Annotated in this window: 25 protein-coding genes; 14 read left to right on the top strand and 11 right to left on the bottom strand. The window is 68.4% G+C overall.

Annotated elements, in window-relative coordinates; all coding sequences use genetic code 11:
* Nucleotides 1-135: 135 nt before the first annotated feature.
* Entirely contained in the window at nt 136-390 is a 255-nt protein-coding gene (locus AB0B90_RS07180; protein WP_362921328.1) for a hypothetical protein, read from the top strand.
* A 224-nt stretch (nt 391-614) separates the two neighbouring features.
* Here the strand turns inward: AB0B90_RS07180 and AB0B90_RS07175 are convergent, their stop codons facing one another.
* Complete coding sequence (locus AB0B90_RS07175) at nt 615-851, bottom strand: hypothetical protein (protein WP_362921326.1); 237 nt, start codon at nt 849-851, stop codon at nt 615-617.
* 119 nt (nt 852-970) lie between these two features.
* On the opposite strand from AB0B90_RS07175, the gene AB0B90_RS07170 reads away from it, so the two are divergent.
* Nucleotides 971-1,468: a Clp protease N-terminal domain-containing protein gene (locus tag AB0B90_RS07170; RefSeq protein ID WP_362921324.1), complete on the top strand. Its 498-nt coding sequence runs from the start codon at nt 971-973 to the stop codon at nt 1,466-1,468.
* 116 nt (nt 1,469-1,584) lie between these two features.
* Here the strand turns inward: AB0B90_RS07170 and AB0B90_RS07165 are convergent, their stop codons facing one another.
* The gene (locus tag AB0B90_RS07165; protein ID WP_362921345.1) at nt 1,585-1,998 is read right to left on the bottom strand and encodes a bacteriocin fulvocin C-related protein; all 414 of its coding nucleotides are present in this window, start codon (nt 1,996-1,998) and stop codon (nt 1,585-1,587) included.
* Here AB0B90_RS07165 and AB0B90_RS07160 point away from each other — a divergent pair.
* Nucleotides 1,983-3,221 carry a helicase-related protein gene (locus AB0B90_RS07160; protein ID WP_362921322.1) on the top strand — a complete coding sequence of 413 codons (1,239 nt, stop codon included), beginning with the start codon at nt 1,983-1,985 and terminating at the stop codon, nt 3,219-3,221. The two genes, AB0B90_RS07165 and AB0B90_RS07160, sit on opposite strands and share 16 nt — an antisense overlap.
* 277 nt (nt 3,222-3,498) lie before the next feature.
* Here AB0B90_RS07160 and AB0B90_RS07155 read toward each other — a convergent pair whose 3' ends face one another.
* Nucleotides 3,499-3,735 carry a hypothetical protein gene (locus tag AB0B90_RS07155; protein ID WP_350945047.1) on the bottom strand — a complete coding sequence of 79 codons (237 nt, stop codon included), beginning with the start codon at nt 3,733-3,735 and terminating at the stop codon, nt 3,499-3,501.
* A 480-nt stretch (nt 3,736-4,215) separates the two neighbouring features.
* Between AB0B90_RS07155 and AB0B90_RS07150 the strand changes: the two genes are divergently transcribed.
* Nucleotides 4,216-4,425, top strand: coding sequence for a hypothetical protein (locus AB0B90_RS07150; RefSeq protein WP_362921320.1), 210 nt, complete (start codon nt 4,216-4,218; stop codon nt 4,423-4,425).
* Nucleotides 4,426-4,540: 115 nt separating this feature from the next.
* On the top strand, nt 4,541-6,658 hold the full coding sequence (locus AB0B90_RS07145) for an NACHT domain-containing protein (protein ID WP_362921318.1): 2,118 nt from the start codon (nt 4,541-4,543) through the stop codon (nt 6,656-6,658).
* An 810-nt stretch (nt 6,659-7,468) separates the two neighbouring features.
* Here AB0B90_RS07145 and AB0B90_RS07140 read toward each other — a convergent pair.
* The 5 genes from AB0B90_RS07140 to AB0B90_RS07120 form a co-directional block, all read right to left on the bottom strand.
* Nucleotides 7,469-7,924 carry a hypothetical protein gene (locus tag AB0B90_RS07140; RefSeq protein ID WP_362921316.1) on the bottom strand — a complete coding sequence of 152 codons (456 nt, stop codon included), beginning with the start codon at nt 7,922-7,924 and terminating at the stop codon, nt 7,469-7,471.
* Between the two features lie 952 nt (nt 7,925-8,876).
* Nucleotides 8,877-10,031, bottom strand: coding sequence for a hypothetical protein (locus AB0B90_RS07135; protein WP_362921314.1), 1,155 nt, complete (start codon nt 10,029-10,031; stop codon nt 8,877-8,879).
* Nucleotides 10,032-10,116: 85 nt separating this feature from the next.
* Nucleotides 10,117-11,490 (bottom strand): hypothetical protein, encoded by a 1,374-nt coding sequence (locus tag AB0B90_RS07130; RefSeq protein ID WP_362921312.1) that lies wholly within the window; start codon nt 11,488-11,490, stop codon nt 10,117-10,119.
* Between the two features lie 249 nt (nt 11,491-11,739).
* On the bottom strand, nt 11,740-12,750 hold the full coding sequence (locus tag AB0B90_RS07125) for a CU044_5270 family protein (RefSeq protein WP_362921310.1): 1,011 nt from the start codon (nt 12,748-12,750) through the stop codon (nt 11,740-11,742).
* On the bottom strand, nt 12,743-13,402 hold the full coding sequence (locus AB0B90_RS07120; protein ID WP_350945385.1) for an RNA polymerase sigma factor: 660 nt from the start codon (nt 13,400-13,402) through the stop codon (nt 12,743-12,745). Before AB0B90_RS07120 ends, AB0B90_RS07125 begins: the two co-directional genes overlap by 8 nt.
* 292 nt (nt 13,403-13,694) lie before the next feature.
* Between AB0B90_RS07120 and AB0B90_RS07115 the strand changes: the two genes are divergently transcribed.
* Both AB0B90_RS07115 and AB0B90_RS07110 read left to right on the top strand, forming a co-directional pair.
* A complete protein-coding gene (locus AB0B90_RS07115; RefSeq protein WP_362921307.1) occupies nt 13,695-15,056 on the top strand; it encodes a hypothetical protein in 1,362 nt (453 codons plus the stop codon).
* Nucleotides 15,056-15,838, top strand: a complete 783-nt coding sequence (locus tag AB0B90_RS07110; protein ID WP_362921305.1) for a hypothetical protein — start codon at nt 15,056-15,058, stop codon at nt 15,836-15,838. The genes AB0B90_RS07115 and AB0B90_RS07110 overlap by 1 nt, the downstream gene beginning before the upstream one ends.
* A 201-nt stretch (nt 15,839-16,039) precedes the next feature.
* Here the strand turns inward: AB0B90_RS07110 and AB0B90_RS07105 are convergent, their stop codons facing one another.
* The 3 genes from AB0B90_RS07105 to AB0B90_RS07095 are packed head-to-tail and all read right to left on the bottom strand — an operon-like array spanning nt 16,040 to nt 18,506.
* Nucleotides 16,040-16,225 (bottom strand): hypothetical protein, encoded by a 186-nt coding sequence (locus AB0B90_RS07105; protein ID WP_350945024.1) that lies wholly within the window; start codon nt 16,223-16,225, stop codon nt 16,040-16,042.
* Nucleotides 16,222-17,184, bottom strand: a complete 963-nt coding sequence (locus AB0B90_RS07100) for a methyltransferase domain-containing protein (RefSeq protein ID WP_362921303.1) — start codon at nt 17,182-17,184, stop codon at nt 16,222-16,224. The genes AB0B90_RS07105 and AB0B90_RS07100 overlap by 4 nt, the downstream gene beginning before the upstream one ends.
* A complete protein-coding gene (locus AB0B90_RS07095; RefSeq protein ID WP_362901619.1) occupies nt 17,181-18,506 on the bottom strand; it encodes a cytochrome P450 in 1,326 nt (441 codons plus the stop codon). The genes AB0B90_RS07100 and AB0B90_RS07095 overlap by 4 nt, the downstream gene beginning before the upstream one ends.
* A gap of 251 nt (nt 18,507-18,757) precedes the next feature.
* On the opposite strand from AB0B90_RS07095, the gene AB0B90_RS07090 reads away from it, so the two are divergent.
* The 7 genes from AB0B90_RS07090 (at nt 18,758) to AB0B90_RS07060 (ending at nt 25,563) form a co-directional block, all read left to right on the top strand.
* Entirely contained in the window at nt 18,758-19,144 is a 387-nt protein-coding gene (locus AB0B90_RS07090; protein WP_350945020.1) for a hypothetical protein, read from the top strand.
* 90 nt (nt 19,145-19,234) lie between these two features.
* Nucleotides 19,235-20,188 carry an ABC transporter ATP-binding protein gene (locus AB0B90_RS07085; protein ID WP_350945018.1) on the top strand — a complete coding sequence of 318 codons (954 nt, stop codon included), beginning with the start codon at nt 19,235-19,237 and terminating at the stop codon, nt 20,186-20,188.
* A 5-nt stretch (nt 20,189-20,193) separates the two neighbouring features.
* A complete protein-coding gene (locus AB0B90_RS07080) occupies nt 20,194-21,024 on the top strand; it encodes an ABC transporter permease (RefSeq protein WP_350945384.1) in 831 nt (276 codons plus the stop codon).
* Nucleotides 21,025-21,265: 241 nt separating this feature from the next.
* A complete protein-coding gene (locus AB0B90_RS07075; RefSeq protein WP_362921300.1) occupies nt 21,266-22,468 on the top strand; it encodes a cytochrome P450 in 1,203 nt (400 codons plus the stop codon).
* Entirely contained in the window at nt 22,458-23,693 is a 1,236-nt protein-coding gene (locus AB0B90_RS07070) for an NAD(P)/FAD-dependent oxidoreductase (RefSeq protein ID WP_362921298.1), read from the top strand. The genes AB0B90_RS07075 and AB0B90_RS07070 overlap by 11 nt, the downstream gene beginning before the upstream one ends.
* Nucleotides 23,693-24,772, top strand: a complete 1,080-nt coding sequence (locus AB0B90_RS07065) for a Rieske 2Fe-2S domain-containing protein (RefSeq protein WP_362921296.1) — start codon at nt 23,693-23,695, stop codon at nt 24,770-24,772. Before AB0B90_RS07070 ends, AB0B90_RS07065 begins: the two co-directional genes overlap by 1 nt.
* The gene (locus AB0B90_RS07060; protein WP_362921294.1) at nt 24,769-25,563 is read left to right on the top strand and encodes an alpha/beta hydrolase; all 795 of its coding nucleotides are present in this window, start codon (nt 24,769-24,771) and stop codon (nt 25,561-25,563) included. Before AB0B90_RS07065 ends, AB0B90_RS07060 begins: the two co-directional genes overlap by 4 nt.
* Nucleotides 25,564-25,610 lie beyond the last annotated feature (47 nt).

Below are 25,610 nucleotides of genomic sequence, written 5' to 3'. Positions count from 1 at the left end.
CGGCCTGCCCAACACCGCGACCGGCAGCAACGGCTCCAGCACCGCCCACTGCTCATCAGAAAGATCCCCTCGCCCCACACCGAGATCATTACGGTACGGGGCAAAGGACAGCGTCCACTTCTAAAACACGCCCTAGTGGTGCGCTGGGGCCCGGAAGGCGAGGCCGAACCGGCCGGTCTGCTGGACGGCCGGGACGCGGTCGGCTGGTGTGCGGTGTGCGAGTGCGGCTGGCGCGGTCCCCTGTGGGCCCGAGTCGCCACCCCCGCCGAGCACGACACCGCGCGCCGCCGCGTCCACGCCGCCCCTGGCCTGCATGGTGACGCCCCCAACGACGTCGAGGACGCTCTCCGCCGCGAGTGGACGGATCACCTGGGGCCGGCCACGTTCTGATCGGCGCCTTGATCGGCGACCAGTTTCCAACTGGTTTTAGACCGTAACTCATTTGGTCGTCAGTCATTAGACCGTTCGTGGATGCGTTCCTTCAACGACTGGTGCCCGATGAGCTGTGGGAGGTGTTCCAGTTTCCTCCACAAGCTGACCGCTGCTCGCACCCGCCTCCTGGGCACGATGTACGCCGCCGCTTCACACGCGTACCCACCCCTTGCCGACAGCGGCTACGGCGGCGCCGGCATCGGCATCCGCACGCCAATCAAACAATCTCTGCCGACAACCAGACCCTCAGCCCCGACAACTCCACCTACATCCGATTCCTGCACGTTCAGTGCCACTTCGACGAATGTCGGTTTGCCCTGCTTAAAGGCCATTGGCACACCCTCCGGCACATCACCGTCAGTCTCAGTCGAATCAGCGACATCGCCCGCGAGGCTCTCGTCCTCGCCCACTTCGAGCACAGCCGCCCATCGAGAACGCGTTGATACCATCTTAGTATTGCCTATTTAAATTTCGCCATGTAAGATAATGTGTTTGATGTCCCGACTTTCGATCCAGTCCCGCATGTAGGAGAAAATCTATGCGAAGAATGTGGAGAAGAAGGAAAGTCTTGCGCATGCCTTTGGGTCGTCTGCTCACCGAAAACGCAGCGCAAGTTCTCGACTCGGCCAAGGAGGAGGCTGCGGCCCATCGCCATGAACAGGTCTCTTCTGAGCACCTACTGCTGGCGCTGACCCGATTTGATGCAGGGATTGCTTCAGACGTTCTAGTGGAACTGGGGATCAACCCTCAGGACGTACGAACCGGAATCGAACAGCGAATAGGGCACGGGACTAACGAACTCACAGGGGAGGCTTCTTTTACTGGCCAAGCGGAGCAGGTCCTGGAGTTATCGCGATACGAGGCGGCGCAGCTCGGAAACGTATATATCGGCACAGAGCACCTTTTGCTAGGGCTGATCAGGGAAGGTCGGAGTGATGCAGCAAATGTCTTGGCGCATCTCGGTGCAGATCTCCTTAAAACCCGTCGTGGAGTTATCCGTGTACTAACAAGGGATACTGAAGCGCAGCAGGCGTAGCCCAGATATGTGCAGCAATACATAAATAGAGCCCTCAATGAAAGCCATCAAGGACTCTATTTGATTTCCTGGCTATTTTGTTTTGGTGAGCTCGATGCTTGGTGAATCGTTACTCGCTATGATGCACACGTGCACATGCACATGCACATGCCGACACAGTCGTACTGGTGCATCCAGCCGCATCCGTCCCAGACATTCCTACAGTCGCGACAGAAGAAGCATTTCCAGGCGGGCCCGCACCAATCGCTATCAACAGAACACTCGCAATCGATTGCGACGAGATTGTTATCGGTAGGGCCGGTCCGCGTTGGCTCCGCTGGGCCGAGGTTGGCCACCAGGTTGCGCGCCTCATCTTTACCAAATGCTTCGATTACCTCGAACTGGAGGCGTTCATCTCCCCTGTCTTCACCCGGAGAACGTCTTAGGAGGTTTGATTCATTCCTGACGTAAGCCTCAAGATCGGTTAAGATCCGCTGCTGCCTGGACGACAGGGTAGGGTGGGTTCGACGGTACTGTGCAAAGTGATCGATCCATAGGCGAGACTTTACGCTCGGCCCGCGACTGCGTCATCGTCTCCACCTCCACCCTGGAACTGGGAGTCGACGTCGGTGACCTGGACCGGGTCATCCAGATCAACGCGCCCCGGTCCGTCGCCTCGTTCCTGCAGAGGCTGGGCCGTACCGGACGGCGCCCGGCGAGCACCCGCAACTGCCTGCTGCTCGCGCTGAGCAGGGACGACCTGCTCGCCGCGGCCGGACTGCTGCATCTGTGGGGAACGGGCCATGTCGAGCCGGTGCGACCGCCACCGGACCCACGGCACATCGTCGCGCAGCAGTTCCTCGCCCTCACCCTGCAGGAGGGGAAGGTCGGCGACTCGCTCTGGCCGGACTGGTGGAACGGCCTGTCCCCCTTCGAGTTCCGTTCCGCCCAGCCCGTACTCGATCACCTGATCGCCGAGGGGTTCCTCGAACGAGACGGCGGCTCGCTGCTCATCGGCCCAGAGGCGGAACAGCGCTTCGGGCATCGCCACTTCATGGACCTGACCGCGGTGTTCACCGCGCCGCCGGAGTTCACCGTGATGCACGGCGGCTCCGAGATCGGCCGTACCGGTCCCGCCCTGCTGACCACCTCGGTTCAGGGCCCACGCCTGCTCCTTCTGGCGGGGCGAACCTGGAAGGTCGACTGGATCGACTGGAAGCGACGGCGCTGCTTCGTCGAACCCGTGGAGGGGACCGGAGGGGAGGCCCGCTGGACGTCCGCCGCTCTCGGTGGCACCTCCTTCGCGCTGGCCCGCGCCATGCGGGACGTCGCCCTGGGGACCGACCCCCCGGTACGGCTCACCCGCAGGGCCGTCGACGCACTCGCCAGGGTGCGCGCCGAGATCGCCCACACCGTCCACCCCGACGGCACCGTGATCGTGCGCGAGGACGGCGACCTGCACTGGTGGACCTGGGCGGGTTACCGGGGCAACGCCACCCTGAAGGCCACCCTGGGCCCGCTGGCCGATCCCGTGCATCGAGTGGAGGACCTGTACGTCAGGCTCCGCGCCGATCTCACCGGGCCACTCCGACGCGCCGACCTTCGCGCGCTCCACCTGCGGCACCCGCAGGTGGACGAGCGGGCGCTGAACGGGCTGAAGTTCAACACCGCGCTACCGCGCGAACTCGCCGTCGAGACGCTCTCCGCCCGCCTGGCGGACTTCTCCGCCGCGACCTCCGTACTCGGCGAGCCCACACGTCTTCTGGTGCGGTGATGAAGCGTCCGGGTCCGCAGAGGTACCACGCGGGGTGTCGCGGGAGAAATACCGAGGTTTTGGCCTGTCCGGTGCAGCGCAGGTCAGCGGCGAGGTAGCACGCCCAGGAGGGTTGCGGTCAGGGCCGGCTTCAAGGAGTCCTTCAGTTCCAAGTGGAAGCGGGCCAGTTCTGGCTCGGCCCGGTAGGCCGCCTGCAGGCCCGGCGCCCGACCGGTCCGCAGCCACCGTCCCGCCCGACCTGAGCAGGTGAGCAAGGTGCGCGTCCCGGAGGTGAGCCTCAGCCTTCCGAGGCCACTGCCCCAAGGGCGTGCCCGACCGCTGCCTTGGTGAACGCCCGGGTCGCCGCCGTCTCCGCCGCCTTCACCCAGGCCAGGCCGAGGATCGAGGGAGGCAGCCCCATGACGGGGACGAAGCTGACGTCCGGGCGCCTGTGGTGAGCCGCCGTAGGGGTGCAGAACAACATGCCGCCCCGGTCGAGCGCCACCTGGGTGAGCCCTTCCTGGCTGGTGGACACCGTACCGGCCAGGGGAATGGGGCGGCCGGAGGGCGTCGTGGGCGGCGGCCCACGGAGACCACACCCGGGCGTTACCGGCCTACGAACGGGAGATCGGCGACTATGTACGGCGCAGCCGCACCTACGCGGTCGGCGCCGCCAAACGGCTCATCCCCGACACCCGCCTGGGCCTGTGGGGCCTGATCCAGGGAGCGCGGCTGATCAGCCATGTCCCCACGCCGATCACCCGCACTCTGGTCGGCTTCGGCGGCAAGGGCACACGACTGCACGACGAGGTCACGCTGAAGCACTATCCGCAGGGACCCGCTGTGAAGAGCGCCGCAGCGCCTGACCTTCAGGACGGTTGACCGCCGGATCAGCCAAGAGTTCGGCGCTGATCGGTGCCCCCACCGTCCCGGCCTCGGCTTCCACCCGGACTTCGACCTGCTCCAGGAGGTCTTCGCCGACCCCGCGCTCATCGCCCGCGGCCGGTATCGCGAGGTGGTCGGCGGATATCTGCGCGGCGACGACGTCAGCCCCCGCATACTGCGAGGCCTCGCCGCAGAAGACCCCGGCAAGGCGAGCGAGGTCTTCCGCAAGCTGCTCAAGAAGCCGCGTTTCTCCTGGGAACGCGACGGTGAGGCGCTGCTGCGCAAGCACAAGGCCGACTGGTACGACGGCCCCCGCCTCCCCAGGGTCATCCCCGTATAGGACGCGAACGGCGAGAACGGCAGAGCGGGTCATCGAGTGAGATGCCGCTTTTCTCGCATTCGGTCGTTTTTGTCTTTGCGGTTTTCTCAAGGCGGCGGAATGCCAAGATGATGACATGACGGGTACGGGGCTGCGGTCCGCCGCGTTGTCGTCGGCGGGGGTCCTTCTTCCGGTCGCCCTGAGCGTGGCGGTCAATCAAGTGCTCAACTCAGGCGTGTGGAGCAGGCCATGGATCGTGGTCACCGTGGTGCTGGCCTTCGCGGGATGGTACGTCACCCGCCTGATCACGCGCGTCTCGACTTCGGCCGCCGGGGACCTCGCACAGGTCAAGGCGCGGCTGGCGGGGCTGGTGGTTGATTTCTGGAATACCGAGATAGCGAAACGGTCTCTCGGCGATCCGCCGATTCCGGTCCCCTGGCATCTCACCCAGCGGACCAAACTCATGGACCATCCGCACCTGATCACCGAGGGTGAGCTGTCTTTCACCGGCCGATCCGACGACATCGCCGAGCTGGCCACCCGCTTTCGCCGGCTGCCCCGCCGTCGCCTGGTCATCACCGGCGGCGCCGGGACGGGAAAGACCACCTTGGCCGTTCAACTCCTCGTACAACTGATCGACACCCGCGAGCCGGCGGAGCCGGTGCCGATGTTGGTGCCGGTCGCCGACTGGGACACGGAGCTCTATCCGCGCTTACACGACTGGATCGCAGAGCGCCTGCGGAATGACTATCTGGCTCCGAAAATGCCCGAGCAGGGCCGCGATGCCGCCGAAATATTAGCCTCGGGTGGTCATATCCTGGCCATTCTTGACGGCCTGGACGAACTGCCCGAACTCGCTCGCGCGAAAGTGATCACCCAGCTGGGCAGAACCCTGGCCCCGCGGGATCAGGTAATCGTCACCTCCCGCACCGGCGAGTATTCCGATGCCCTCGTGAACGCACGACGCGCGGTCCGGGCCGCCGCTGTCATCGCCCCCAAGGCGCTGATCCCCACCGTCGTCGGCGACTATCTGGCCACCTGCCTCCCGCCTCACCCCCCGCAGCCCTGGAGCACGCTGCTGCGAGCTTTGCGGACCGGCGCGACGCCTGCTCTGGCGGCCGTATCCTCGACCGCGTTGGGACTGTGGCTGATCCGAACGGTGTACGTCGACCAAGACCGGGACCCGACCCCGCTGTTCACGGTCTACCGCGACGACGTTCCCGCGCTGCGCGCACACCTGATGGACAACCTCATCGAGGCGTTGCTGATCGCCCAGAGGCTGTCGGGGACGACTCGCCGGAAAATCCCACAAGCCTGGGATGCCGAGCGGATACGCCGGTGGCTGGTCCGGCTCGCGACGTACGCCGCAGAACGCGGAACACCCGATTTCGCCTGGTGGCAGATGAACCAACCCCGGCAGGGCGGATTGAGGGTGCCACCTCAATGGGTCGTCTCGCTGGTTGTCGTGCTTGTTTACGCACTACCTGTCGCGGCCGCCGCCGCGCTGGCCGGGAGCCCGATACTTGGAATTGTCGCCGGTTTCGGCTTCGCGTTCGGAAAATCGATCGACACACCCGAGCCACCGGAGTTGAGGCGACTACAGATCTGGCGACGTGTCACCACGGCGCTACGCGAGAACAGTGGCCGCATTGCTCCCGTATTTCTCACGATGAGCCTGCCTTTGGCGGCAGGGGTGACGGCCATTCAGGGGATCGGAGCCGGGATCTTCTCAGCCGTGGCTTCTACGCTCACCATCTGGGTTGGCCTCGCGCTGCATGACAAGTCCCCGCCAAAGGATTCCGGCCAGGCGCCGGAGGATCGGCTTCCGCAGTTCACCAACGCTCTCACCCCCCTGTCCGCCTGGAAGATCAACCGGTCTTTGGTAGGACTTCAACTGATGGGAGCACTGGTTTTTGGGGCGGTTTTGGCGATCTCCTCGGACTGGGTGCTCTCATATTTCCCCGGGCCGCGAGACATCTGGAGTGACATTGGACTGGGGCTCATAGTCGGATGCAGTGCCGGTCTGACGCAGCGGTCACAGCACGTCTGGTTGACGTCCCGGATCACGTTCGTATTCTTGGCCGTCTCGGGCGATCTGCCGGTGCGCACGGTGAGGTTCTTCGATGAAATGCACCAGCTCGGCCTGCTACGCGCGGTCGGCCCGTTCTATCAGCTCCGGCATGCCGAACTACATGACCATTTCACAGCGGTGGCCGACAGAGACCAGCTGCCTTCGGGTGGGGGCGCGCTGTGACCGTCAATGGCCAAGTGCGTGTCGCCGCCGGTGGCCGTGATCGACGGCCCGACTACGGTGAGTGGCGCGTGGTCGAGTACGAACCGCGAAATGAGGCCGGGCTTCCCGCCGCATGACGGGCACCCGGCCATCGCGTTCTGATCGCTCTCTTCGCACCTGTCCGCGCCCCCAACCGCCGCCCCTCTCACGGCGGGATCCAGCTCCTTGGGGGAATTCTTCGACGATCGGTGGGCCCGGCCTCGGGTCCCGGTGTTTGAGCTGAGGCCAGGCCCATGGTGATGCTCACCGGCCTGCCCCTCGGGAGGCGATGAGGCTGTCAGGACGGGCCAGGAAATCTTGCCGCCCGGGCCCGCGGACAGCGCCTCGGCCGACCACCCGCTATGGACGCGGAGATGGTGGCTCGTGCTCGGCGGCTGCCGATCGTGTCACGGGCGGCGCCGTACAAGTACCTGCCCGAGCCCCCAGGGCCCCGGCGAGTTTGTGATTTGGTCAGTGTGATCCTTTAGGTCCGATCTTGAAAAGGTCGAGGATGCGCTGATGATCGTAAACGTGGTGGCGTCGGGCGTGGGCGATGTTGACATAACCCGCGTGGCGCAGAGCGCCGATGGCCAGGTTGCGAAAGGTGGCCAAGGCGCGGGGCAGAGTGCCGGTCCGGCTTGATGGACATCCTCATGGAAGGTGACATCGCGGACATGGTGGGTGCCGTTTTCGATGGCCTTCCAGTGATCACGGATGTAGGTGACGCCACTCAACGAAACGACGAAACGCCCGCCCCTCCCGAAGGAAAAAGCGGACGCTTTCATGACGACGTCAGGACTGGTCTGCGTACCAGACGTTGGCACATTGAAGAGCTCCGTTGTGGCGGAGGCAAACGCGTACTGGCCGATGCCAGTTGTTAATCATAGGAGAGTGGACAGTGCTGCCTGTCGTGCTGACCGTCTTCTGACAAAACTCCCAGCCTCTGATCTGGTCTGTGAACCACCACTTCTTGGTGGTGTTGACCTTGTCGGAGTCGGTAGTTCGATCGATGGAGACGATGTCCCCGGCGGTGGCGTTCTCCACCTTGGCGTAGGACTGGTTGAAAGCGCCACCGTTCATCAGCCTGACGGTCTTCCCGTGAAGCTTGGCCGGATAAGCGACGTCACGACCATTCCACCGGGCGCTGCCCGAGCTGTAAAGCACTTCCTTGTACACGTCAGGAACCGGTGTGTTGCAGGCCGACGAGTCGGCGTTCGCGGTCGGCGCGAGGCCCGTCACAGAAGCCATCACAAGAATGGAGGCTGACGCAGTGCGGACTAGCATCCTCTTCAAACTGTGAACCCTCTCTGGTGGGATCGAGTGTTACGTGAACCCCGGCAGTAAATTGTCAAGGATCCTGAGGGGACCCAAGGGCCTCGGCGTTCTGGAGGTTTCTACCAATTTGTCCCTACGCAGAGGACCCTGCTCTGGCGACTGAAAGCCCTTCCAATCTGGGACTTCCGTTTGCGAGCGCAGAAACGGACCTACAGGGGAAACGGACAAATCTCTAGAACGCCGGGGCCCTGCCCGAGCCCCGGCCCGAGTGTCCGAGCCTGTCTGCGATCGATCAGCAGGCCGAGTGAGCTCAGAATTCCCGACCCAGAAGTCTAGAGATAGATCTCCGGGCCGCAGACACCGTTGCTGTTGCAAACGTGGAAGCTGCGGAACCTGGACTTGCTGGTGATCGGATTTTTTTGCAGGCATTTACCCCTTCCCGCAGAGTAGGAGCCGCCGATTTCCCGGCCCGGGATTTCCGACTCGGTATAGTACAAAGACCCGTACTGCATGGTTGAGCTTGTGCAGAGCTGGGAGAGGGTTGGAGTCACGGTCCCGATGACACCCGGAATCGACTGACTCGCGGCCGATGCCGGCGGTGCCCATGCCAGCGAGGCGAGTCCGCCGAGTGTCAAGGAAAGTGCTACTGCCGATAAACGCCGGGTAAGGCGGTTGTGACGCGACTTGGTGGATCCTCCGTGTCCTGCCATGCGAAAATTCCTCCATCGATTTGAAGAGAACCTAGGCAATTAGAACTATTTGATTGCGATTTCGACAACCTATAAGTTTCCAGGGTGCCGCTGAGGCGTCGATCAGGTAAGGGGAACGCGCGGTCGAACAGCGCAGATTCATCGATCAGCTCACCACGCTGACCGGCCAATCGAGTACGAGTTCTCCTGAGGTGCCGTGCCGGCCTCGATCACGGTCAGGGGCGGGCGCGGCGGGCCTGGGCGCGGTAGTGGTCGAGGACGTCCTGGCGGAGGAGGTGGCCGAAGCCCGCGGCCTCGACGCGCAGGCCGAGTTCGTGTTCGGTCACGCCGAGCGAGACGGCGGTGTCGGCCACGCTCCAGCCCGCGGCGGCGAGGCTGGTCAGCAGGTGACCGCGCCGGACCTGGTTCTCCGACAGGCGGAACGTCTTGAGGTACGCGAGTCGGCCGGCGCCGTCGGTGATGAGCTCGCCGATGTGGTTCTCACGCCGGCGTTCGAAGGGCGGAAGGAAGCGTGACAGGCGATACCCGCCCATCTGGTAGACGCGCTGGTAGGTGTAGTCCGTGCCCAGCAGCGCGCCCGCCATGACCCGGTCGTGGAAGGTAACCCACTCCTCCTGCTGCCGGCGGGCCCCCGCGCGCAGGTCGGCGAGCGAGTGCACCGTCGCGTCCTCGATGCGGGCGCGGAAGTCGGCCACCGGGCCGCTGAGCAGCGCGTAGTGGTAGATCAGCTCGCCGTACAGGTCGTGGACGAGGGTGGTGTGCAGGGCGCGGTAGTCGTCGGGGTGCGGCACCACGAACGCGGCGGCGAGCGCGTCCGCGACGTAGACGAGGACGCCGCACTGGCCGCGGTGGATCTCGAAGACGCGAAGGGCGTCCTCCAGGCCGCTGACCTGCGCGCCCGTGTACGCCTCCTCGACACGAGGCGAGAGCCCGCGGCTGATCGCGCGGTGCGACCATTCCTCCCACACGATCTCCGGCCCGCCGAAGTGCAGCGCCAGATACCCTTCGAGCGCCAGGTGCAGGGGCAGGAAGCGCAGCCGGTTCCTGTCGGTTCTGCGGGCCATCCGGCGGTGGAAACGCAGCGGCATCCGGCCTGGCGGGCGGTCACGCTCCCGTGGTCCCCGAAGCTGCGTTCCGTACGCCGAGGCGGGGGTGCCGTCGTCCGTCCAGGTCGCCACGAACCCGTGCGGGATGTAGGAGAAGTACTCGGTCCGCGGACCCACCTCGACGACGCCGAGTTCCGCGTCGTAGAGGCGTGCGTCGAGCCGCAGGTCCTCGATCGGCTCCTCCCTGACCAGCGGGACGAGCCGTACGCCACCCCATGCCTGCGCGGGGCGGGTGGTGAGCCCGGTGAGGGCGAGATCCGTCACATGTCCTCCTACGGGAACCGCTCGACGCCGCACACCGGGCGGTCAGGTTCCGTCACGCGTTCTCCTGCGGGAACCGCTCACGACCTCACGTGTCCTCCCGCAGGAACCGTTCGACGCGGCGCGCCAGGTGGGCGCGCAGCTCGACGATCCCGGTGCGTCCCTCCGCGAACCGGGCCAGCTCCACCAGGGCGACCAGGTTCTCGGCGTCACGGATCCCGGCGGTCGGGACGGTGGGCGCCAGCCGCCGTACGTCGAAGTCGGCGGCGTCGTACACCGGGTTGAGGTGTACGACGGCGCAGGTGTGGTCCAGGTCGAGCCGGGTGCGCCAGATCCGCAGTACCTCTCCCGCGAGCCCCGGCGGTGAGTTGTCCCATCCGTCGGAGACGATGACGAGGCGGCCGGGTCCGCGTTCGAGGCCGTCGAGGATGCGCTCGCCGAGCGGTGTCGCCCCGTACGGATTGACGAGCAGCGCGTCCGTACGGCCCGACAGCCACAGCGGCGTGTACTCGGTGGACAGAGCCTCCAGCAGGAAGTGGCAGGCGAGCGCGACGGCGAGCGGGCGACGGCGCTTCTGCCCCGAGCCGTACGCGGAGAAGCTGTCGTCGAGGACGGCGACCGTCGCGCCCCAGCTCCCGGCCTCGTCGCCCGCGGCCCGGCGGGCGGCCGCCCGCAGCGCCGCCGTCAACTCCGCGCGGCGGCGCACGCGATCCTCTGTCGAGAGGGCGAGCACGTACGACGCCAGCCGGGTCAGCGGCATCGTGGTGAGGTCGGCACGCACCGCGTCGACCTTCAGGGCGTGCGCCGACTCCTGCAGGCGTAGCCGCTCCAGCCGGGTGAGCCTGGGCGCGATGCGCTCCAGGAAGGTGGCGCGGGCGACGCGATGCTTCGCCGCGAACCCCTCCGCGACCGTGTAGGGCAGCTCGTACAGCGCCGCCTGCTCGTAGTGGGCCCGCCGCCAGGTCTCCAGGATCGGTGTGGTGTAGGCGGCCTGCCGGTGCGGCGTGAACAGGAACGGCCCCAACTCCCCGTCAGGGCTCAGGTGGGCGTGGCGCACGGCGCTCTTGACGGCGCCCCGGTACTTCACCGCGTCGAACGCGAGGTCGGGACGGGCGGCCAGCCACTCTCGCATGATCGCCCTGGTGCGCCGGTTGTTCACCCTGGCGCGGCGCAGCGCCATAAACAGCCCGTACACCCGAGGCGGTGGCAGCAGGGCGAGCCTCCGGGCGATCAGACGCCCCTCGGCCCGACGCTGCTCCAGGTCCGCCTCCCCCGCCGTGACCAGCAGGTTTCTCACGATCAGTACGGCGTTGTGGTCGTTGACGTCCAGGGCGAGGGTGGCCGCGTACAGGTCGCGGTAGTTCCCCAGCAGATAGTCGTGCAGGAAGTCCAGCGAGAGACCCTGCTCCTCCGTGGCCGAGTGGAACTCCCGCTGGCCGGTGGCGGTGATCGCCGCGTTCACGAACAGCAGGACGTCCTCGGCGGCGATCAGATCCGCACTGGTCTCGATCTCCGCCTCCGGGGGTGTGTACGGGGTCGGCCGGGGAGTGGGGGCACGAGCTGCGAATCATCGCTTCAAAGGCGGGTCCCGGAAGTCGCACCGAAGTCCCGCGGCCGACCCCGGAAGGCTAGCACCGGCATTTCCCCTTCTTCTTCCTTATTTCCCGCCGCGAGGCTCTGGGGGTACTCGATCGCCCAGGGGGCGCATCCCTCAGGGGACCTGTCCGGGTTCGTCGACGACTCCCGCCGCGACCTCGGCGGTCGCGAAGACGCTCCCCTTCTGGAAGGCCACCTCGCCGTTGATGCGGTAGTCCCGCAGGTACTCCGTCCGCGAGCCGAGGTGGTTGTAGGTCGTGCTGTCGAGGACGACGTAGGAGCGTTCGACGACCTCGCCGTTCTCGTCGCGCCGCGTGCCGGAGCCCGGAGAGTCCGCCTCGTAGGCGATGCCCATGCCCGACCTGCCCACCGCGTCGCGTACGCCGAGGTCCACCCGGACTCCCGGGATCCTCGCCAGAGCGCGGAAGATCGCGGCCTCCAGCTTGGGCGGCATGTACTCCTCCCGGCCGAGGTAGACCGACAGCACTCGGAACGCCCGCGCGTCCGGGTGTTCGTGGAGACCGCGCTCCTCGACCGGATTGTCCCTCCAGTGCAGGTCGCCCTTGACGTGGGCGAGCAGCTCGTCCGGGTCGGTGGGCAGCTTGGCCAGCCTCGCCGCGTACTGCCGGGGGGACAGGTCGTCGTCATCCGGGTCGGGCTCGATCGTCCGCCTCTCCAACGGGCCCGAACCCAGCCGGGTCGCCTGCTCGGTGCCGTCGTAGCGGGTCCAGTACTCCTGCGTCTCGACCGCGCCGTCGGCGGGCTGCATGACGACGCTCTTGCGGTACAGCCACTGGTCGGGACGTGGCGGGGTGTCCTCGGGCCGGCGCTTCTCGGCCGTCAGCGCCGCCTGCCGCAGCATGACCTGCGCGCTCACCGGCGTCACCTCCACGATGGCGGGCGGCGGCACGGCCGACCGGCCGTCGCCGTTCACCATCACGACCACCGCCGCGACCGCCGCGACGGCCGTCATCGCCGCCGTCGTGGCCATCGGCAGCGAGAGTACGGGTCGGAATCGGCGCCGGGGCCGGGGCCGCAGGGAGCGCGCCCGCAGCGTGCGCAGGCGGGCGGCGTCGGGCTCGGGCGCGTCCGCCCGCAGCTCACTCAGCAGCTTCAGGTCATCCACGGCCGGTCTCCTCCTCCGAGGCATCTGCTATATCCGTTGCATCCGCGATATCGGCGATCTTCACGACATCCGAGACATCCGAGACATCCGAGATGGCGGACGGGTCGATCCCGCCCAGGGCCTCGCGGGTCTTTCTCCTGGCACGGTGCAGGCGCGAGCGCACCGTGCCGATGGGCACGCCGAGCGCCCGCGCCGTCTCCTCGTAGCTGAAGTCCGCCCAGGCGATCATCAACAGCACCTCGCGGTCCTTCGGCGACAGCGTGGCGAGCGCCCTCACCAGATCGCGCTGCGCCGCCGACGCCGTCACCCGGGCCTCCACCCGGTCGGCGTAACTCTCGGCGACCTCGTCCACCCCGGTCCTGGCCAGCGAGAGGTACGCCCTCACCTCGGCACGGCGGTGCTTGCCGATGAGGTTGGCCGCGATGCCGTACAACCAGGGGCGGGCATTGGGATAGTCGGTGTCGTAGCGCCCGAGCCGCCGCAAAGCGGTGAGGAACGTCTCGGAGACGATGTCGTCGGCCACCGAGTCTCCCAGTCGCCGCGTCACATAACGGTGCAGGGCGGGGGCGTGCCGGTCGAACAGCACCGAGAACGCGGCGGGATCACGCCGGGCATGCCTGATCACCTCCGCGTCGTCCAGATCCGTCTCCACATTCAAGCGTGAGCTCCGTTCCTCGATCCGGGTTCCTCGGTCCGTCACCCCCTTTCACCCGGTACCGCGAATCGAGTTCTCCACGCCCGCGCTCGGTGTCCGTCGCACGGCGCCGTCCGCGTCCGGAGGAGAGCACGCCGTCGGTCCGACGTGCTCTCCTGCGGGACGAACCGTTTCCTCCGCCGACATGCGCGCCGTATGCCAAAATGATCACTCTCCCGGAGGCGTGAATCGGTCCATCCGGATTACCGAGAAGGCACTCAACGCCATCAGGAGAGGATGTCGGTTGTCCGTGACGGATTTGGAGACCGCCTGCGAGCTTCGCGAACTCGCCGATCACCCCCACCTGGCGGCCCGTCAGGACCAGCTACGTGATCTCGCGGACGCGGTCGCCGATCCCGACAGGGCCGGGCACTGGTGTGAGGTCGACCTGTTCGCCGCCTTCTCCCCCGACGACACCATCCTGGTGGACGGGGAACCGGCGGAGACCACGTCCTCGCCGAGGAGGCCGGGATGGCGACGTGGGCTCGGCGGCGCCGTCGGTCCCGCCCTCGTCTTCGTACCGATCTTCATCACCTGGCTCGGCCTGATGATGGCGACCGGCGCCTACGGCGACCTCCTCACGGCCGGTGGCCTGGAGGCGGCCCGGCGGCCCTTCCTGGAGATGTGGCAGCAGGGCTTCGGCGGCCGGTTGCCCGCGTTCTTCAAATTCGACAACATCGCGCTCTGTACCCTCGCGGCCATCTTCTGCCTCATCTGCTGGACCGTGTTCGAGAACGTCACGCGGAACACCAGGGAGGACGCCTCGGAGCGGGAGCTGCGCGCCCTCCGCGTCCGGCTCCGCGCGGCCCTGACCGGGGCGAGCCTGGTGCTCGGACAGGTCCGCCTCTCCGCACCGGAGCGGTTCGGCGCCGAACTCAGCAAGGCTGCGGCCGACATCGGCTTCGTCGGGACCACGGCGCGCAAGGTGCACACCGAACTGGTCGAGGCGCTCACCCTCACCCTGGAGGCCACCCGTAAGACCACGGACGCACTGGCCGGTAGCGCGATCGACGTGCGCGACGCCGTCGAGCACCTGGGCGGGCACCTGGCAGCCGTCAACAGTACCTGTGACGACCTCGCTGCGGCGGTGGCCCGCTTCTCGGCCGTGATCGACACCGCGGGATCCACGGCCGGTCAGGCCGTCACCGACGTCGGGAACCGGTTGTCGACGACCGTCTCCCGGACCGCCCTCGACATGCGCCAGGCGTTCAACGAGGAACTCGTACGATCCATCACGTCGGTCCAGGGCAGCGTCTCCGCTCTGGATCTCCGGATCAACGAGCTGGTCGGCGTGACGGCGGGCATCGGCCACGCCGTCGACCGCGCGGCCATCTCGATCGATTCCGTCGGCTCCTCGACGGAGAAGGCGGTCGACCAGCTCGGCGCACGGGTCACCGACACCATCGCGGGTACGGCCAGGGAGCTTCACCGGACCTTCGAGGGCGCCGGTGCGGAGATCCGGGGGGCCCTCGCGAGCTGGTCCGCCGTCGCCGGGACACACGCCTCCCGGATCGACACCACCATCGAGACGGTCACCGACACCAGCACCGACGGAACGGACGACAGCTGCGACGACGAGCCGGACTCACAGCGGAAAGTCCGAAGCTCGTAATGACCACCCGCAGAAGAACCTCCACCACGACCCTGTTGGCCGGTTGGCTCTTCGCCGACCTGCTGCTCGGACTCACGATCATCATGCTGGGCGCGCAGGCGCCGCCCTCCTCCCCCACCGACCTCGTGACGGACGGCACCCGCTTCCAACCGGACCCCTTCCGGTCCCCGCCCGACTCGACCCGGCTCCCGAGCGAAGAGTCCCCGGAAGAAAAGTCCTCGGCAGAAGGGCCTTCCGCCGAGAAGCCCTCGGAGGAGACCTCGGAGAAGCCCGCAAAGAAGACCTCGGGAGGAGAGCTCCGGACCGAAGATTCCAAGGAGGAGAAGAAGCCGGGCAAGAAGGAATCAGAAGAGAAGAGTCCCGCCCGGCCCGACCCTTCGCCGTCCCCCTGCACCGGCCTCGTCGGAGGCGTCCGGGCGAAACCGGTCACGCTCTCGTTCCGGGTCACCCCCGGCGCCGGTGACGGTGTACTGGCCGCACAGGTCCGCCAGGAATTACGCAGGCACCGGGACAGGCTCGCCGGACGGCGCGTCGGCATGCTTCTCACCTTCGGCTCCGACGACGGTGCCAGGGGCGGTGTTCAGCTCGCCTCCAGGGTCAACGCGGCCATCCTGGAGGCGTACCCGGGCACCTTCGGCACGGCCGTGACCCGTGACTTCCACGACCTCTCCGCCCCGAGCGGGTCGATCTCCGCCGAGATCTACTTCGTGACCCACGGCTGCGCCCCCACGTCCGCGGCGCCGAGGTCATTCGACGAAGGAGCGGGCTCCCCCATCGAATGACGTGCGGGTCGTCGAGTGGCCCCTCGGGCTCCGTCGTCCGCCGATCCGGACACGCCGCACGGCCAGGTGGAACGCCGCTTTCGGCAGGCTCAAGCGGCGGCGGCAGGTGCTACCCGCCGACCGCTGCTCTGCGGACGCCGCCGTCGCATGCCTCATGCTCCGGCAGCGCCCTACCGAGCCCCGCCGAGCCGTCAGACCTTCCTAGTAACGGGGTTTGCGGCTCAGGGCGATGCCGGCCACCAGGAAGATGCCGCCGATCACCCCGGCGCCGATCGCTCCCGGAGTGTTGGCGGGGGTGCTGCTCGCCTGGAAGACAGCGGTGACGAGGCCCATCACGCCGCTGATGTAGCAGAAAATGGTGATGAAGATCTTGACGTTGGTGCTCACTGGATTCCTTCGGTGGGGCGACGGCCGTCTGCGGGCGCGTCGGGGGCGGTACCGGCTGCGGTGAACCCGAGGAGCATCACCCAGGCGTTGGGGTCTGCGCGGAACCGGTTCCAGCGGTCGGCGGCGAGGGCGAACTCTCGAAGCGACAGCACACCGGCCGCGAGAAGCGGCTGCAGCCGTCCCGGGCCGAGGTGGGGGGCGAAGTCATCCGTCGGTCGGGTGTCGTTGGTCGTGGCGAACGGGCGAAGGGCGACCTCCGTGAAGCCGGTGTCACGTAACAGGCGGGTGAGACGGCGGCCGATCGTACGGTCGCCACCGGCGGCCTGCTGGGTCGCCGCCATCTTGGCGTGGATCCCGGCCAGCTCCGGATAGGTCGGGTCGGCCAGGCCCCAGCAGGAGGCGTCCACCTCGGTGACCAGGATCCGGCCACCGGGGCGGAGGATCCTGCGGGCCTCCGCGAGGGCGGGTGCGGGGTCGGGAAGATGCTGAAGGACGTACCTGAGGAGTACGTATCCCGCGCTCGCCGTTTCCAGCGGCAGGTCGGCGGCGTCGGCGACGACGAGTTCGGCACCGGTGCCCTCGGCGTGGGCGAGCAGGTCGGGGTCGATGTCCACGGCGACGAGCGACAGGTCGGGCATGGCCCGGCGCAGCCGCCTGGTGATCGCGCCGGAGCCCGCGCCGACCTCGACGAGCGGGCCGTCCGACGCGGTCAGTCCCAGCTCGCGCAGCAGGCTCAGCTCCTCGTCGAACGAGAGCGCCGCCTGGGCCTCCAACCGTGCCAGCTCTCCTGCCATCCCACCCGCCGTGGTGGCGGCGGGGTTGTACGAACCGGCGTTCGGCGCCGAGGTGGCGGGGGTGGCGGGGTCTCGCCGGACGGGGACGGGCCGTGCGGTGTCGTGGCCGGTGTCGGTCAGATGAGCGGAGGTGGCCGGGTGCGGAGGGGTGGGGGCGGTGGTCATCGGGGGCTCACGGTCATGCGCATGCCGTGCTTCGGCCGGAGCGTCACCAGCGCCTCGGGCTCCACCGGGAAGCCGGGTTCCAGCGTGAGCCGTACCGACTGGGCCAGCATCGCGAGGACCAGCGTCGCCTCGGTGAGCGCCAGGTGCCGGCCGATGCAGACGCGCTCGCCGCCGCCGAACGGCAGGTACAGGTGGCTCGGCAGGTCGGCGCCGTCGAAGCGGTCGGGTACGTACGCATCCGGGCGGTCCCAGTAGCGAGGATCGCGGTGCAGGACCCACTGGCTGACGCACACCAGCGTGCCGGGTGCCACCGGATGGCCGTCGAGCTCGTCGTGACCGGTCGCGCGGCGGGAGATCAGCCAGACCGGCGGGTACAGGCGCATCGCCTCCTGCACGGCCCGGCCGCACAGGGGCAGGTCGAGCAGGTCCGCGGCCGTGGGCCGGCGTCCGCCCAGCACGTGGTCGACCTCGGCGCGGATCCGTTCCGCCTCCTCGGGGTGGCGGTCCAGGAGGTAGAGGGTCCAGGTCAGGGCCTTGGCGGTGGTCTCGTGGCCCGCCATGATCAGAGTCAGCACCTGGTCGCGCAGGTCGGTGTCGGACAGCGAGCCGAGCATGGTGTCGAGCAGGGTGCCGACGGCCTGGGGATCCTGGGGAGAGGCTCGACGGGCGGCGATCACGGTACGCGTGATCATGTCGAGGAGGGCGCGGGCGCGTACGTAGCCCCGCTGCCTGCGGACGGTGTCGGCGGGATCGGGGTCGGGGTCGGGTACGTAGTGGCCGATGAAGCGGTTGACGTCGTCCACCGCCCGGCCGAACCCGTCGCCCGTCCCGCCGAGGTCCACGTCGAGCACCGCGCGGGTCAGGATCGACAGGGTGAGCGAGGTTAGCTGGTGGTCGATCGGCTGGGGGGCGCCGGTCTCGGCGGGGCCGCGCCAGCGGTCCAGCAGGGCGGCGGTCTCGTCGGTGATGATCTCGTCGAAGGAGGCGACCGCGCCTCGGCGGAAGGCGGGGGCGCACAGCTTGCGCTGACGTGACCATTCCGCGCCGGTGCTGGTGAGCAGGCCGTTTCCGAGCAGCGGGCGCAGCATGTGGTCGTCCGGCGTGTTCTTCTTCGTGTAGTTGCCGACGTTGTCCTTGAGGATGTGCCGGGCGAGGTCCGGGCGGTGCGCCATGAGGACGGTCTCGCCGTTCGCGTGGTGGGCGGTGACGTCGCCGTACCGGCGGGCCAGACCGGTCACGAACCCCAGCGGGTCGCTGCGCATGCGTCCCATGTCCACGGGGCCGGCCGGGCCGGGGGGAAACCGCGTGCCTGTGGTGGTCACCGACGCCTCCGTTCAACGTGCTTAAGTATCCGCATTACGTATTCACGGGTGTCGGATATACGTATTGAGTATTGTTGATGATTCCATCCGTACTGTGGGATGCTGCTAATGTAACACCGCACAGAAGAAGGTATCAATACTTACATGAATGGCACACAAGTTAAGTCTTGGTAAGCGCCGCAGAGCATGCGACAGTCCATTTCAGTTGCCGATGCAAAAAGCAGCGGCAAACACCCGAGAGGGAGAATCGCATGGCTCTCGAACCGCAGGAGCGCGCGGAGTTCATCAACGCCTACACCCGTACGCTCATCACCGCCTGGTCGGACGAGGAGTACGCGGCCCGGCTGAACGCGGACCCGCGTGCCGCGCTGGCCGAGTCCGGGCTGGTGGTTCCGGAGGGCGCCGAGATCGTCATCGTGCGGCACATCCCCGAGGGGCACGAGGAGGGCAACCTGGACGTCCAGGTGGGGCTGTGGGAGGTGGGCCTGGCGACCGGGCAGTTCGAGTTCCACATCCCTGAGACGCCGGTGGTCGACGCCGCCGAGCTCAGCGAGGGGGACCTGTCCGACATCGCGGCCGGCGCCGCCGACGCGGCCGCCTGCTACTACTGCTGCTGCCCCTGCTGCTGCTGCACCTGATTCCCGGCGCAATTCCGGCATAATTTCCGGCGCCGTTTTTTAAAATCGCCATGCCGTTCCCGTCAACGTCTCCATCGGAGGAATAAGTCGATGGCTTCCGCCGCCGCGGAAAAAGATCCGGTCGCCGTCACCGGCCTGAACAAGCGCTACGGAGAGCACACGGTGCTCACCGATCTGAGCCTGCGGGTGCACCCCGGCGAGGTGTTCGCCTTGCTCGGGCCGAACGGCGCGGGGAAGACCACGACCGTGGAGATCCTCACGGGAGTACGGCGGCGGAGCGGTGGAGACGTACAGGTCCTCGGCCAGGATCCGGCCAGGGACCGTCGGGAATGGCGGGCGCGTATCGGGGTGGTCGGCCAGTCCACCGGCTCCTACCCCGATCTCACCGTGGGTGAGGTGGTGCGGCATTTCGCCGCCATGTACCCCAGGCCGCTGCCGCCCACGCAGGTGCTCGACATGGTCGGCCTGGGAACGTACGAGAAGAAGAAGACCACGGAACTCTCCGGCGGCCAGCAGCGCCGCCTGGACGTGGCGGTCGGCGTGATCGGCGACCCTGAGTTGATCTTCCTTGACGAGCCCACCACCGGGCTCGACCCGGTCGCCCGCCGCGAGGCGTGGGAGCTGGTGCGGTTCTTCTCCGGGCGCGGCTGCACGACGGTGCTGACGACCCACTATCTGGACGAGGCAGAGACGCTCGCCACCCGGGTGGGGGTGATCGCGGGCGGGCGCCTGGTGGCCTGCGGGCCGCCGGCCGAGCTGGGCGGGCGGGCGACGACCCCGGCCACCGTGTCGTTCCGGCGTTCCGAGGCACTGGCCGGCCGGGAGCTTCCCGACCTGCCCCGGGGGGCGGTGCTCGAACCGGGGCCGACGGGCGCGGGCGACCCGGTCACCGTGCTGACCTCGGAGCCGACCCAGCTGGTGAGCCTGCTCGGCGCCTGGGCCGGAACGGAGCTGCCCGACCTGATCGTGCACCGGCTCACCCTGGAAGAGATCTACCTCAACCTCATCGACCGGCATCGCGAGCAGCCGGAGGAGAACACGTGAGCGTCATGGAATCCGTCCACGCGCCGGGTCGCGGTTTTCTGCCCGACCTGTGGCGGGCCAGTGCCGCCCGGTCGTCGGTCGAGCTGAAGTCGTTCTTCCGTAACAGGCAGTCGCTCGTCTTCACCCTGTTCTTCCCGGTGATCCTGCTGGTGGTGTTCGGTGCGATCTTCACCGGCAAGGTGCAGGGCACCGAGACCGACTTCCGGCAGGTCTTCATGGCGGGCATCGTCGCCGCCGGCGTGATGAGCACCGCGTTCTCCGGGCTCGCCATCAACATCGCGATCGAGCGGGACACCGGCCTCATCGGCAGGCTCGCGATGACGCCGATGCCCAAGGCCGCCTACTTCATCGGCAAGCTGGTGAAGGTCGTGGTGACCACCGTGGTGGAGATGGTGCTGCTGCTGGGCATCGCGGTGACCGCGTTCGGGCTGCCGCTGCCCAGCACCGCGCAGCGCTGGTTCACCCTCGCCTGGGTGCTGACGCTGGGCACCGTCACGTGCGCGCTCACCGGGATCGCCTACAGCGCGGCGATCCCGAACAGCCGCTCGGCCGCGGCGATCGTGACGCCGGTGTTCATGGTGCTGCAGTTCATCTCCGGAGTCTTCTACCCCTTCCACCAGCTTCCCGCGTGGATGCAGAACACGGCCGCGCTGTTCCCGGTGAAGTGGATGGCGCAGGGGTTCCGTTCGGTGTTCCTGCCGGACAGTTTCACGGTCGTGGAACCGGCGGGCAGCTGGGAGCTCGGCCGTATCGCGCTCGTTCTGGGGCTGTGGGCGGCCGGCGGCCTGCTGCTCACCGCGTTGACGTTCGGCTGGCGCACCGCGCGCGTGCGGTGATCCGTCCAGGCGAGCCGGGTGGGGACGCGTTCAGGTGGGGGACGCGTCCCGGCAGGTGATCCTGTCAAGGCAGGTGATTCGTCCAGGCAAGGTGGTTCTTCCAGGTGAGTGATCCCATCCAGGCGGCGGCTCGTCCAGGTGGGGATCCCGTCCAGGCGCTTGACCGGGCAGGCCGTTGACCAGACGGGCCGTCGATCGGGAAAGCGGCTGATCAGGCAAGCGACAGCAAGGGAACCGACGCGTGACGGCAGGCACTCAGATCCGTCTCCCCGCCCACCTCCCCCATCCCTTCTCCCCCGCGGGACGGGTCGATCCCTATCCGGCCTACGACTGGCTGCGTTCCCGTGCCCCCGTCCACCACGACGTGATGTCGCGGCTGTGGCTGGTGACCGGGCACGCCGACTGCGCCGCCGTACTGCGTGACCGGAGGTTCTCGGCGAGCGCCGGGCAGCAGGGGCGGGCGCGCGGCGAGGAGTTGCCGCCGTCGATGCTCACCACGGACCCGCCCGACCACACGCGGCTGCGCGCGCCGGGACTGCTGCTGCTCGGCCCCGCGGCGATCGCGTCGGTGGCCGGGGGGATCGCCGCCGACGTGGACGACCTTCTCGAACGGCTCGCGGGCGAGACCGTGGTCGACGCGGTCAGGCAGATCGGGAGCCCGCTGTCCACCTCGGTCTTCCTGCGGCTGTTCGGACTCGCGGAGAGCGACAGGAAGGTCTTCGAGCAGCTCGCCCAGGCGGCCTCGATCAACCTGGATCCGCTCGCCGGGCCGCAGGTGGCAGCACTGGGCAGGTCGGCCATGTCGGAGCTGAGTCGGTTCCTGGACGAGCATCGCGCGAGCGCCGCGCCCAGCCCGCTGACCCGGTTCGCCGCCGACGACCGGCTCACCCGGGCGGAGATGCTCGGGGTGCTCGGGCTCGCCGTGGTCGGCGGGTGGCAGCCGCTCGCCGAGGCGATCGGCAACGCGCTGTACTGGCTGCTCCCCCGGCCGCGGGCGCTCGCCGCGCTGCGCGAGGGCGGGGACGAGTTCGCGCGTACGGCGATGGACGAGTTGCTGAGGTTGGAAGCGCCGATCCCCTTCACGGCGAGGGTCGCGGTCGAGAACGTGACACTGCCCGGCGGTGAGGTGCCCCGGGGGGCGAGGGTGCTCGCGGTCGTCGCCGCCGCCAACCGGGACCCGGCCGTTTTCGACAGGCCGGGGGAGCTGCTGCTCGACCGGACGCCCAACCCGCACCTCGCCTTCGGCGGGGGGCCGCACTTCTGCCTGGCGGCGCAGCTCGTCCGGCAGACGGGGGCGGTGCTGCTCGCCCGGCTGGCCGGGCGGTTCCCGTCCGCGTCGCTCACCGACGAGAAGCCGGCCTGGGCCGCCACCCTCATCCCCCGGCGGCTGCGCTCCCTCCCGGTGAACCTGGGAGTGGACTCGGGAGGCGGGGATGCGTACTGAGGTGCTCGTGATCGGCGCGGGGGTGAGCGGGCTGACCTGCGCCACCCGGCTGGCCGAGGCCGGGGTACGTACGGCGGTGGTCGAGGCGAGGTCACGGGTGGGCGGGCGGATACGGACGTTTCGCCCCACGGACGGCGGCCCCTCGCTGGAACTGGGCGCGCAGGTCGTCCACGGAGACCTGAACCCCGTCCACGGGATCGTGGACACCGAGACGGCGCCGCGGCCGACCGCGGCGCGGGTGGTGAGCGGGCGGGTGGGCCGTCCTATGGGGGCGCCGGCCCGCACGCCGCAGCCGCCGTGGGCGCTGGAGGCGAGGCTGAACGCCGAGGGCGCGGGGATCGGTGAGTCGGTGAACGACTGGCTCGTGGACAGGGGCGGCCCGTACCCGGTGGCGAGCGAGTGGTTCCGTCAGATCTGGGCCACCGATCCGGAGCGGCTCAGTGCCCGGGGCGTGGCCGAGGCCCATCGGGGGGACACCGCGGGGCGGGGGGAGTTCGTGGTCTCGGGCGGGTTCGACCTGCTGCCGAGGCGGCTGGCCGCGGGGCTCGACGTGCGTACGGACTGCCCCGTCCAGGTGCTCGGCTGGTCGCCGGGGCGGGTCTCCGCGCAGACGCCCGCCGGGGTCGTGGAGGCGGAGCGGGTGGTGGTGACCGTGCCGCCCTCGGTCGTGACCCACGGCACGCTCACCGTCAAGGACCTGCCGGAGCCCAAGGTCGAGGCCGCGCGTGCCCTCGCCGGCGGGGACGGTTGCTGCGTCGTCGCGACCCTGTCCGTGCCCGCGCCGGAGACGGCGTCGGTGTTCGACGCGGACGGGATCGGCGGTTTCGTGAGCTGCCGCGAGGGGCGTCCCGAGGCGTTGATCGTGGCCAGGGACGCGGCGGCGGCCCACGTGCGCGCCGCGACCGCCGGCTACGGCCCCGCGACCGCTTCCAGCACCGGCTCCGACCTCGCGACACTCCTCGCGGTCGCCCTGCCGTGGGCCGCGCGGGCCGAGGTGGTGGACATCGAGGTCGCCGACTGGGGGGCCGACCCGTGGAGCCGGGGCGCGTTCACCGCGCCGACGGTGGGCGCCGAGTGGGCTCCGGTGATCTGGGCCGAACCGGTCGCGGACACGCTTTTCTTCGCGGGCGAGGCCACGGTCTCGGGGACGCGCCTGCCGTGGGTTCAGGGGGCGATCGCCAGCGGGGTGATCGCCGCCGACCGGCTCCTGGAGGCGATGGGCTGATGGCATCACATTCGGAAGATCCACGACAGCCGGCGCGGCCGACGACACCGCATCCGGAAGAATCACGACAGTCGGCGCGGTCCATGACACCGCATCCGGAAAAGTCACGACAGCCGGCGCAGTCGGCGGCGTCACGCCCGGAGAAGTCGCGGTATCCGGAGCGGTCGGCAGCACCCCAAACGCACTCGACGGCACCGCACTCCGGCTGGTACCTGCCCGCCTTCACCTCGGAGCTGGAGGCCGAGGTGACTCCCCTGGAGATCGGCACCCGGCGGCTGGTGGCGGTGCGGACCGAGACGGGGCTCCGCGTCTTCGACGCCGACTGCCCACATCGGGGCGCGCATCTCGGCTACGGGGGACGGCTCTCCGGCGGCTGCCTGGTCTGCCCGTTCCACGGCCGCAGGATCGCGCTGGGCGACGCGGCCGGACGGCTGTCGGTACGCGAGCACCATGTGATCGTCTCCGGTGAGGCCGTGTTCGTCCGCCTCTCGGACGGCCCCGACGACGACCGGGGACTCACCAGGGCGCTCAAGGAGCTGGAGGCGACCCACCCGCTCACGGCGGCCGTGACCAGGCCGCTCGCCGCCGATCCCGCGCTGGTCGTGGAGAACGCCTTCGACGTCGACCACTTCACCGAGGTGCACAAGGTGCCGAGGCTGCGCGGGATGGCGCATCGGGACGGGGACGAGGGCGAGCTCGTCATCGAGGGCGAGTTCGTCATGGGAGCGAAGCCGGGGAGCAGCTCGGGGCAGCAGGTCACCCGGGCCGGGTTCCTGGCCCGCGCCTACAGTCCCGGCGTGGTCGTCACCCGCTTCGGGCCGCCGGGGTGGGAGCAGGTGATCGTCACCGCCGCCGTGCCGTACGAGAGGGGCGGGTGCGTGGCGCGGGTGGCGATCGGGGTCCGCCCCGAGCAGCGCGGGGAGTTGCCGCTGCTCATCCACGGCAGCGAGCGCGCGCTGGAGGAGGACGCGGTGATCTGGGAGCGGCTGAACCCGCGGGCGGTGCCCCGCTTCGACAGCAGGGACGTCGCGGTGCTGGCCTATCGGGAGTTCTGCGCGACCTTCGGGGAGCCGACGTGAACGGGCTGCGGGTCGTCAGCTCGGGAACGGGTCCCCCGGTGCTGTGGGTGCACGGCTACACCATGGACCTCACGCTGTGGAAACCGTTGTGGAAGCTGCTGCCCGGCTGGCGGCACATCGGCGTGGACCTTCCCGGCCACGGTGGCTCCGAACCGTTGCAGCCGGGTGTGACCCTGCCGTCGCTGGCGTTAAGGCTGACCGAAATAGCAGAGACCGAGGGAGCGGAGCGGGTCGTGGGACTCTCCTTCGGTTCCGGCGTCGCGCTGCAGATGGCCCTGGAGGCGCCGGAGGTGGTGCGGCGCCTGGTGCTCGCGGCGCCGACGCTCGGCGGCGCGCCGCCCGACCCGGCCGCCCGGCGGCGCTACATGGAGCTCATGATGGTGCGCAGGGCCGGCGGCGGACGGGAACAGATGGCCGAGCTGTGGATGAGCTCCCCTCCCGACATCTTCCGCGGCACCGAGGCGCACCCCGAGCTGCGGGCGCGACTGCGGGCGGTGATCGGCGGACACTCCTGGGCCGAGCTGGACACGGGGGCGATGGCCGCGCTCAGCGCGCACCGGCATCCTCCTGAGGATTTGACCCGGATCAGGGCGGCCACCATGGTTATCATCGGTGACTCGGACATGCCCACCTTCGTGGCCAATGCGAAGACGCTGCGACAGATGGTCCCCGAATGTCATATTCGGACAATCCCTAACTCGGGGCACCTTCCTCTGTTGGAGCAGCCAGAAATGTCGGCAAAAGCGGTATTTGCGGGACTGACATTATCTGAGAGAGTAGATCGGGTTTGAGGCTGTTGTACGAGCGTTTACAGTTAGACACCCGTAAGGGGGGTTAG

The sequence above is a fragment of the Streptosporangium sp. NPDC049078 genome (assembly GCF_040648855.1).
Lineage (GTDB): Bacteria > Actinomycetota > Actinomycetes > Streptosporangiales > Streptosporangiaceae > Streptosporangium.
This window is presented reverse-complemented; position numbering and strand designations above follow the sequence as displayed.

Bases quoted from the DNA above. Each gene is read 5' to 3' on its own strand.
- AB0B90_RS07170 (WP_362921324.1), top strand. From the start codon at position 971: ATGCGAAGAATGTGGAGAAGAAGGAAAGTCTTGCGCATGCCTTTGGGT.
- AB0B90_RS07145 (WP_362921318.1), top strand. From the start codon at position 4,541: ATGACGGGTACGGGGCTGCGGTCCGCCGCGTTGTCGTCGGCGGGGGTC.
- AB0B90_RS07140 (WP_362921316.1), bottom strand. From the start codon at position 7,924: ATGGCTTCTGTGACGGGCCTCGCGCCGACCGCGAACGCCGACTCGTCG.
- AB0B90_RS07110 (WP_362921305.1), top strand. From the start codon at position 15,056: ATGACCACCCGCAGAAGAACCTCCACCACGACCCTGTTGGCCGGTTGG.
- AB0B90_RS07100 (WP_362921303.1), bottom strand. From the start codon at position 17,184: ATGACCACCGCCCCCACCCCTCCGCACCCGGCCACCTCCGCTCATCTG.
- AB0B90_RS07090 (WP_350945020.1), top strand. From the start codon at position 18,758: ATGGCTCTCGAACCGCAGGAGCGCGCGGAGTTCATCAACGCCTACACC.
- AB0B90_RS07085 (WP_350945018.1), top strand. From the start codon at position 19,235: ATGGCTTCCGCCGCCGCGGAAAAAGATCCGGTCGCCGTCACCGGCCTG.
- AB0B90_RS07080 (WP_350945384.1), top strand. From the start codon at position 20,194: ATGGAATCCGTCCACGCGCCGGGTCGCGGTTTTCTGCCCGACCTGTGG.
- AB0B90_RS07070 (WP_362921298.1), top strand. From the start codon at position 22,458: ATGCGTACTGAGGTGCTCGTGATCGGCGCGGGGGTGAGCGGGCTGACC.
- AB0B90_RS07065 (WP_362921296.1), top strand. From the start codon at position 23,693: ATGGCATCACATTCGGAAGATCCACGACAGCCGGCGCGGCCGACGACA.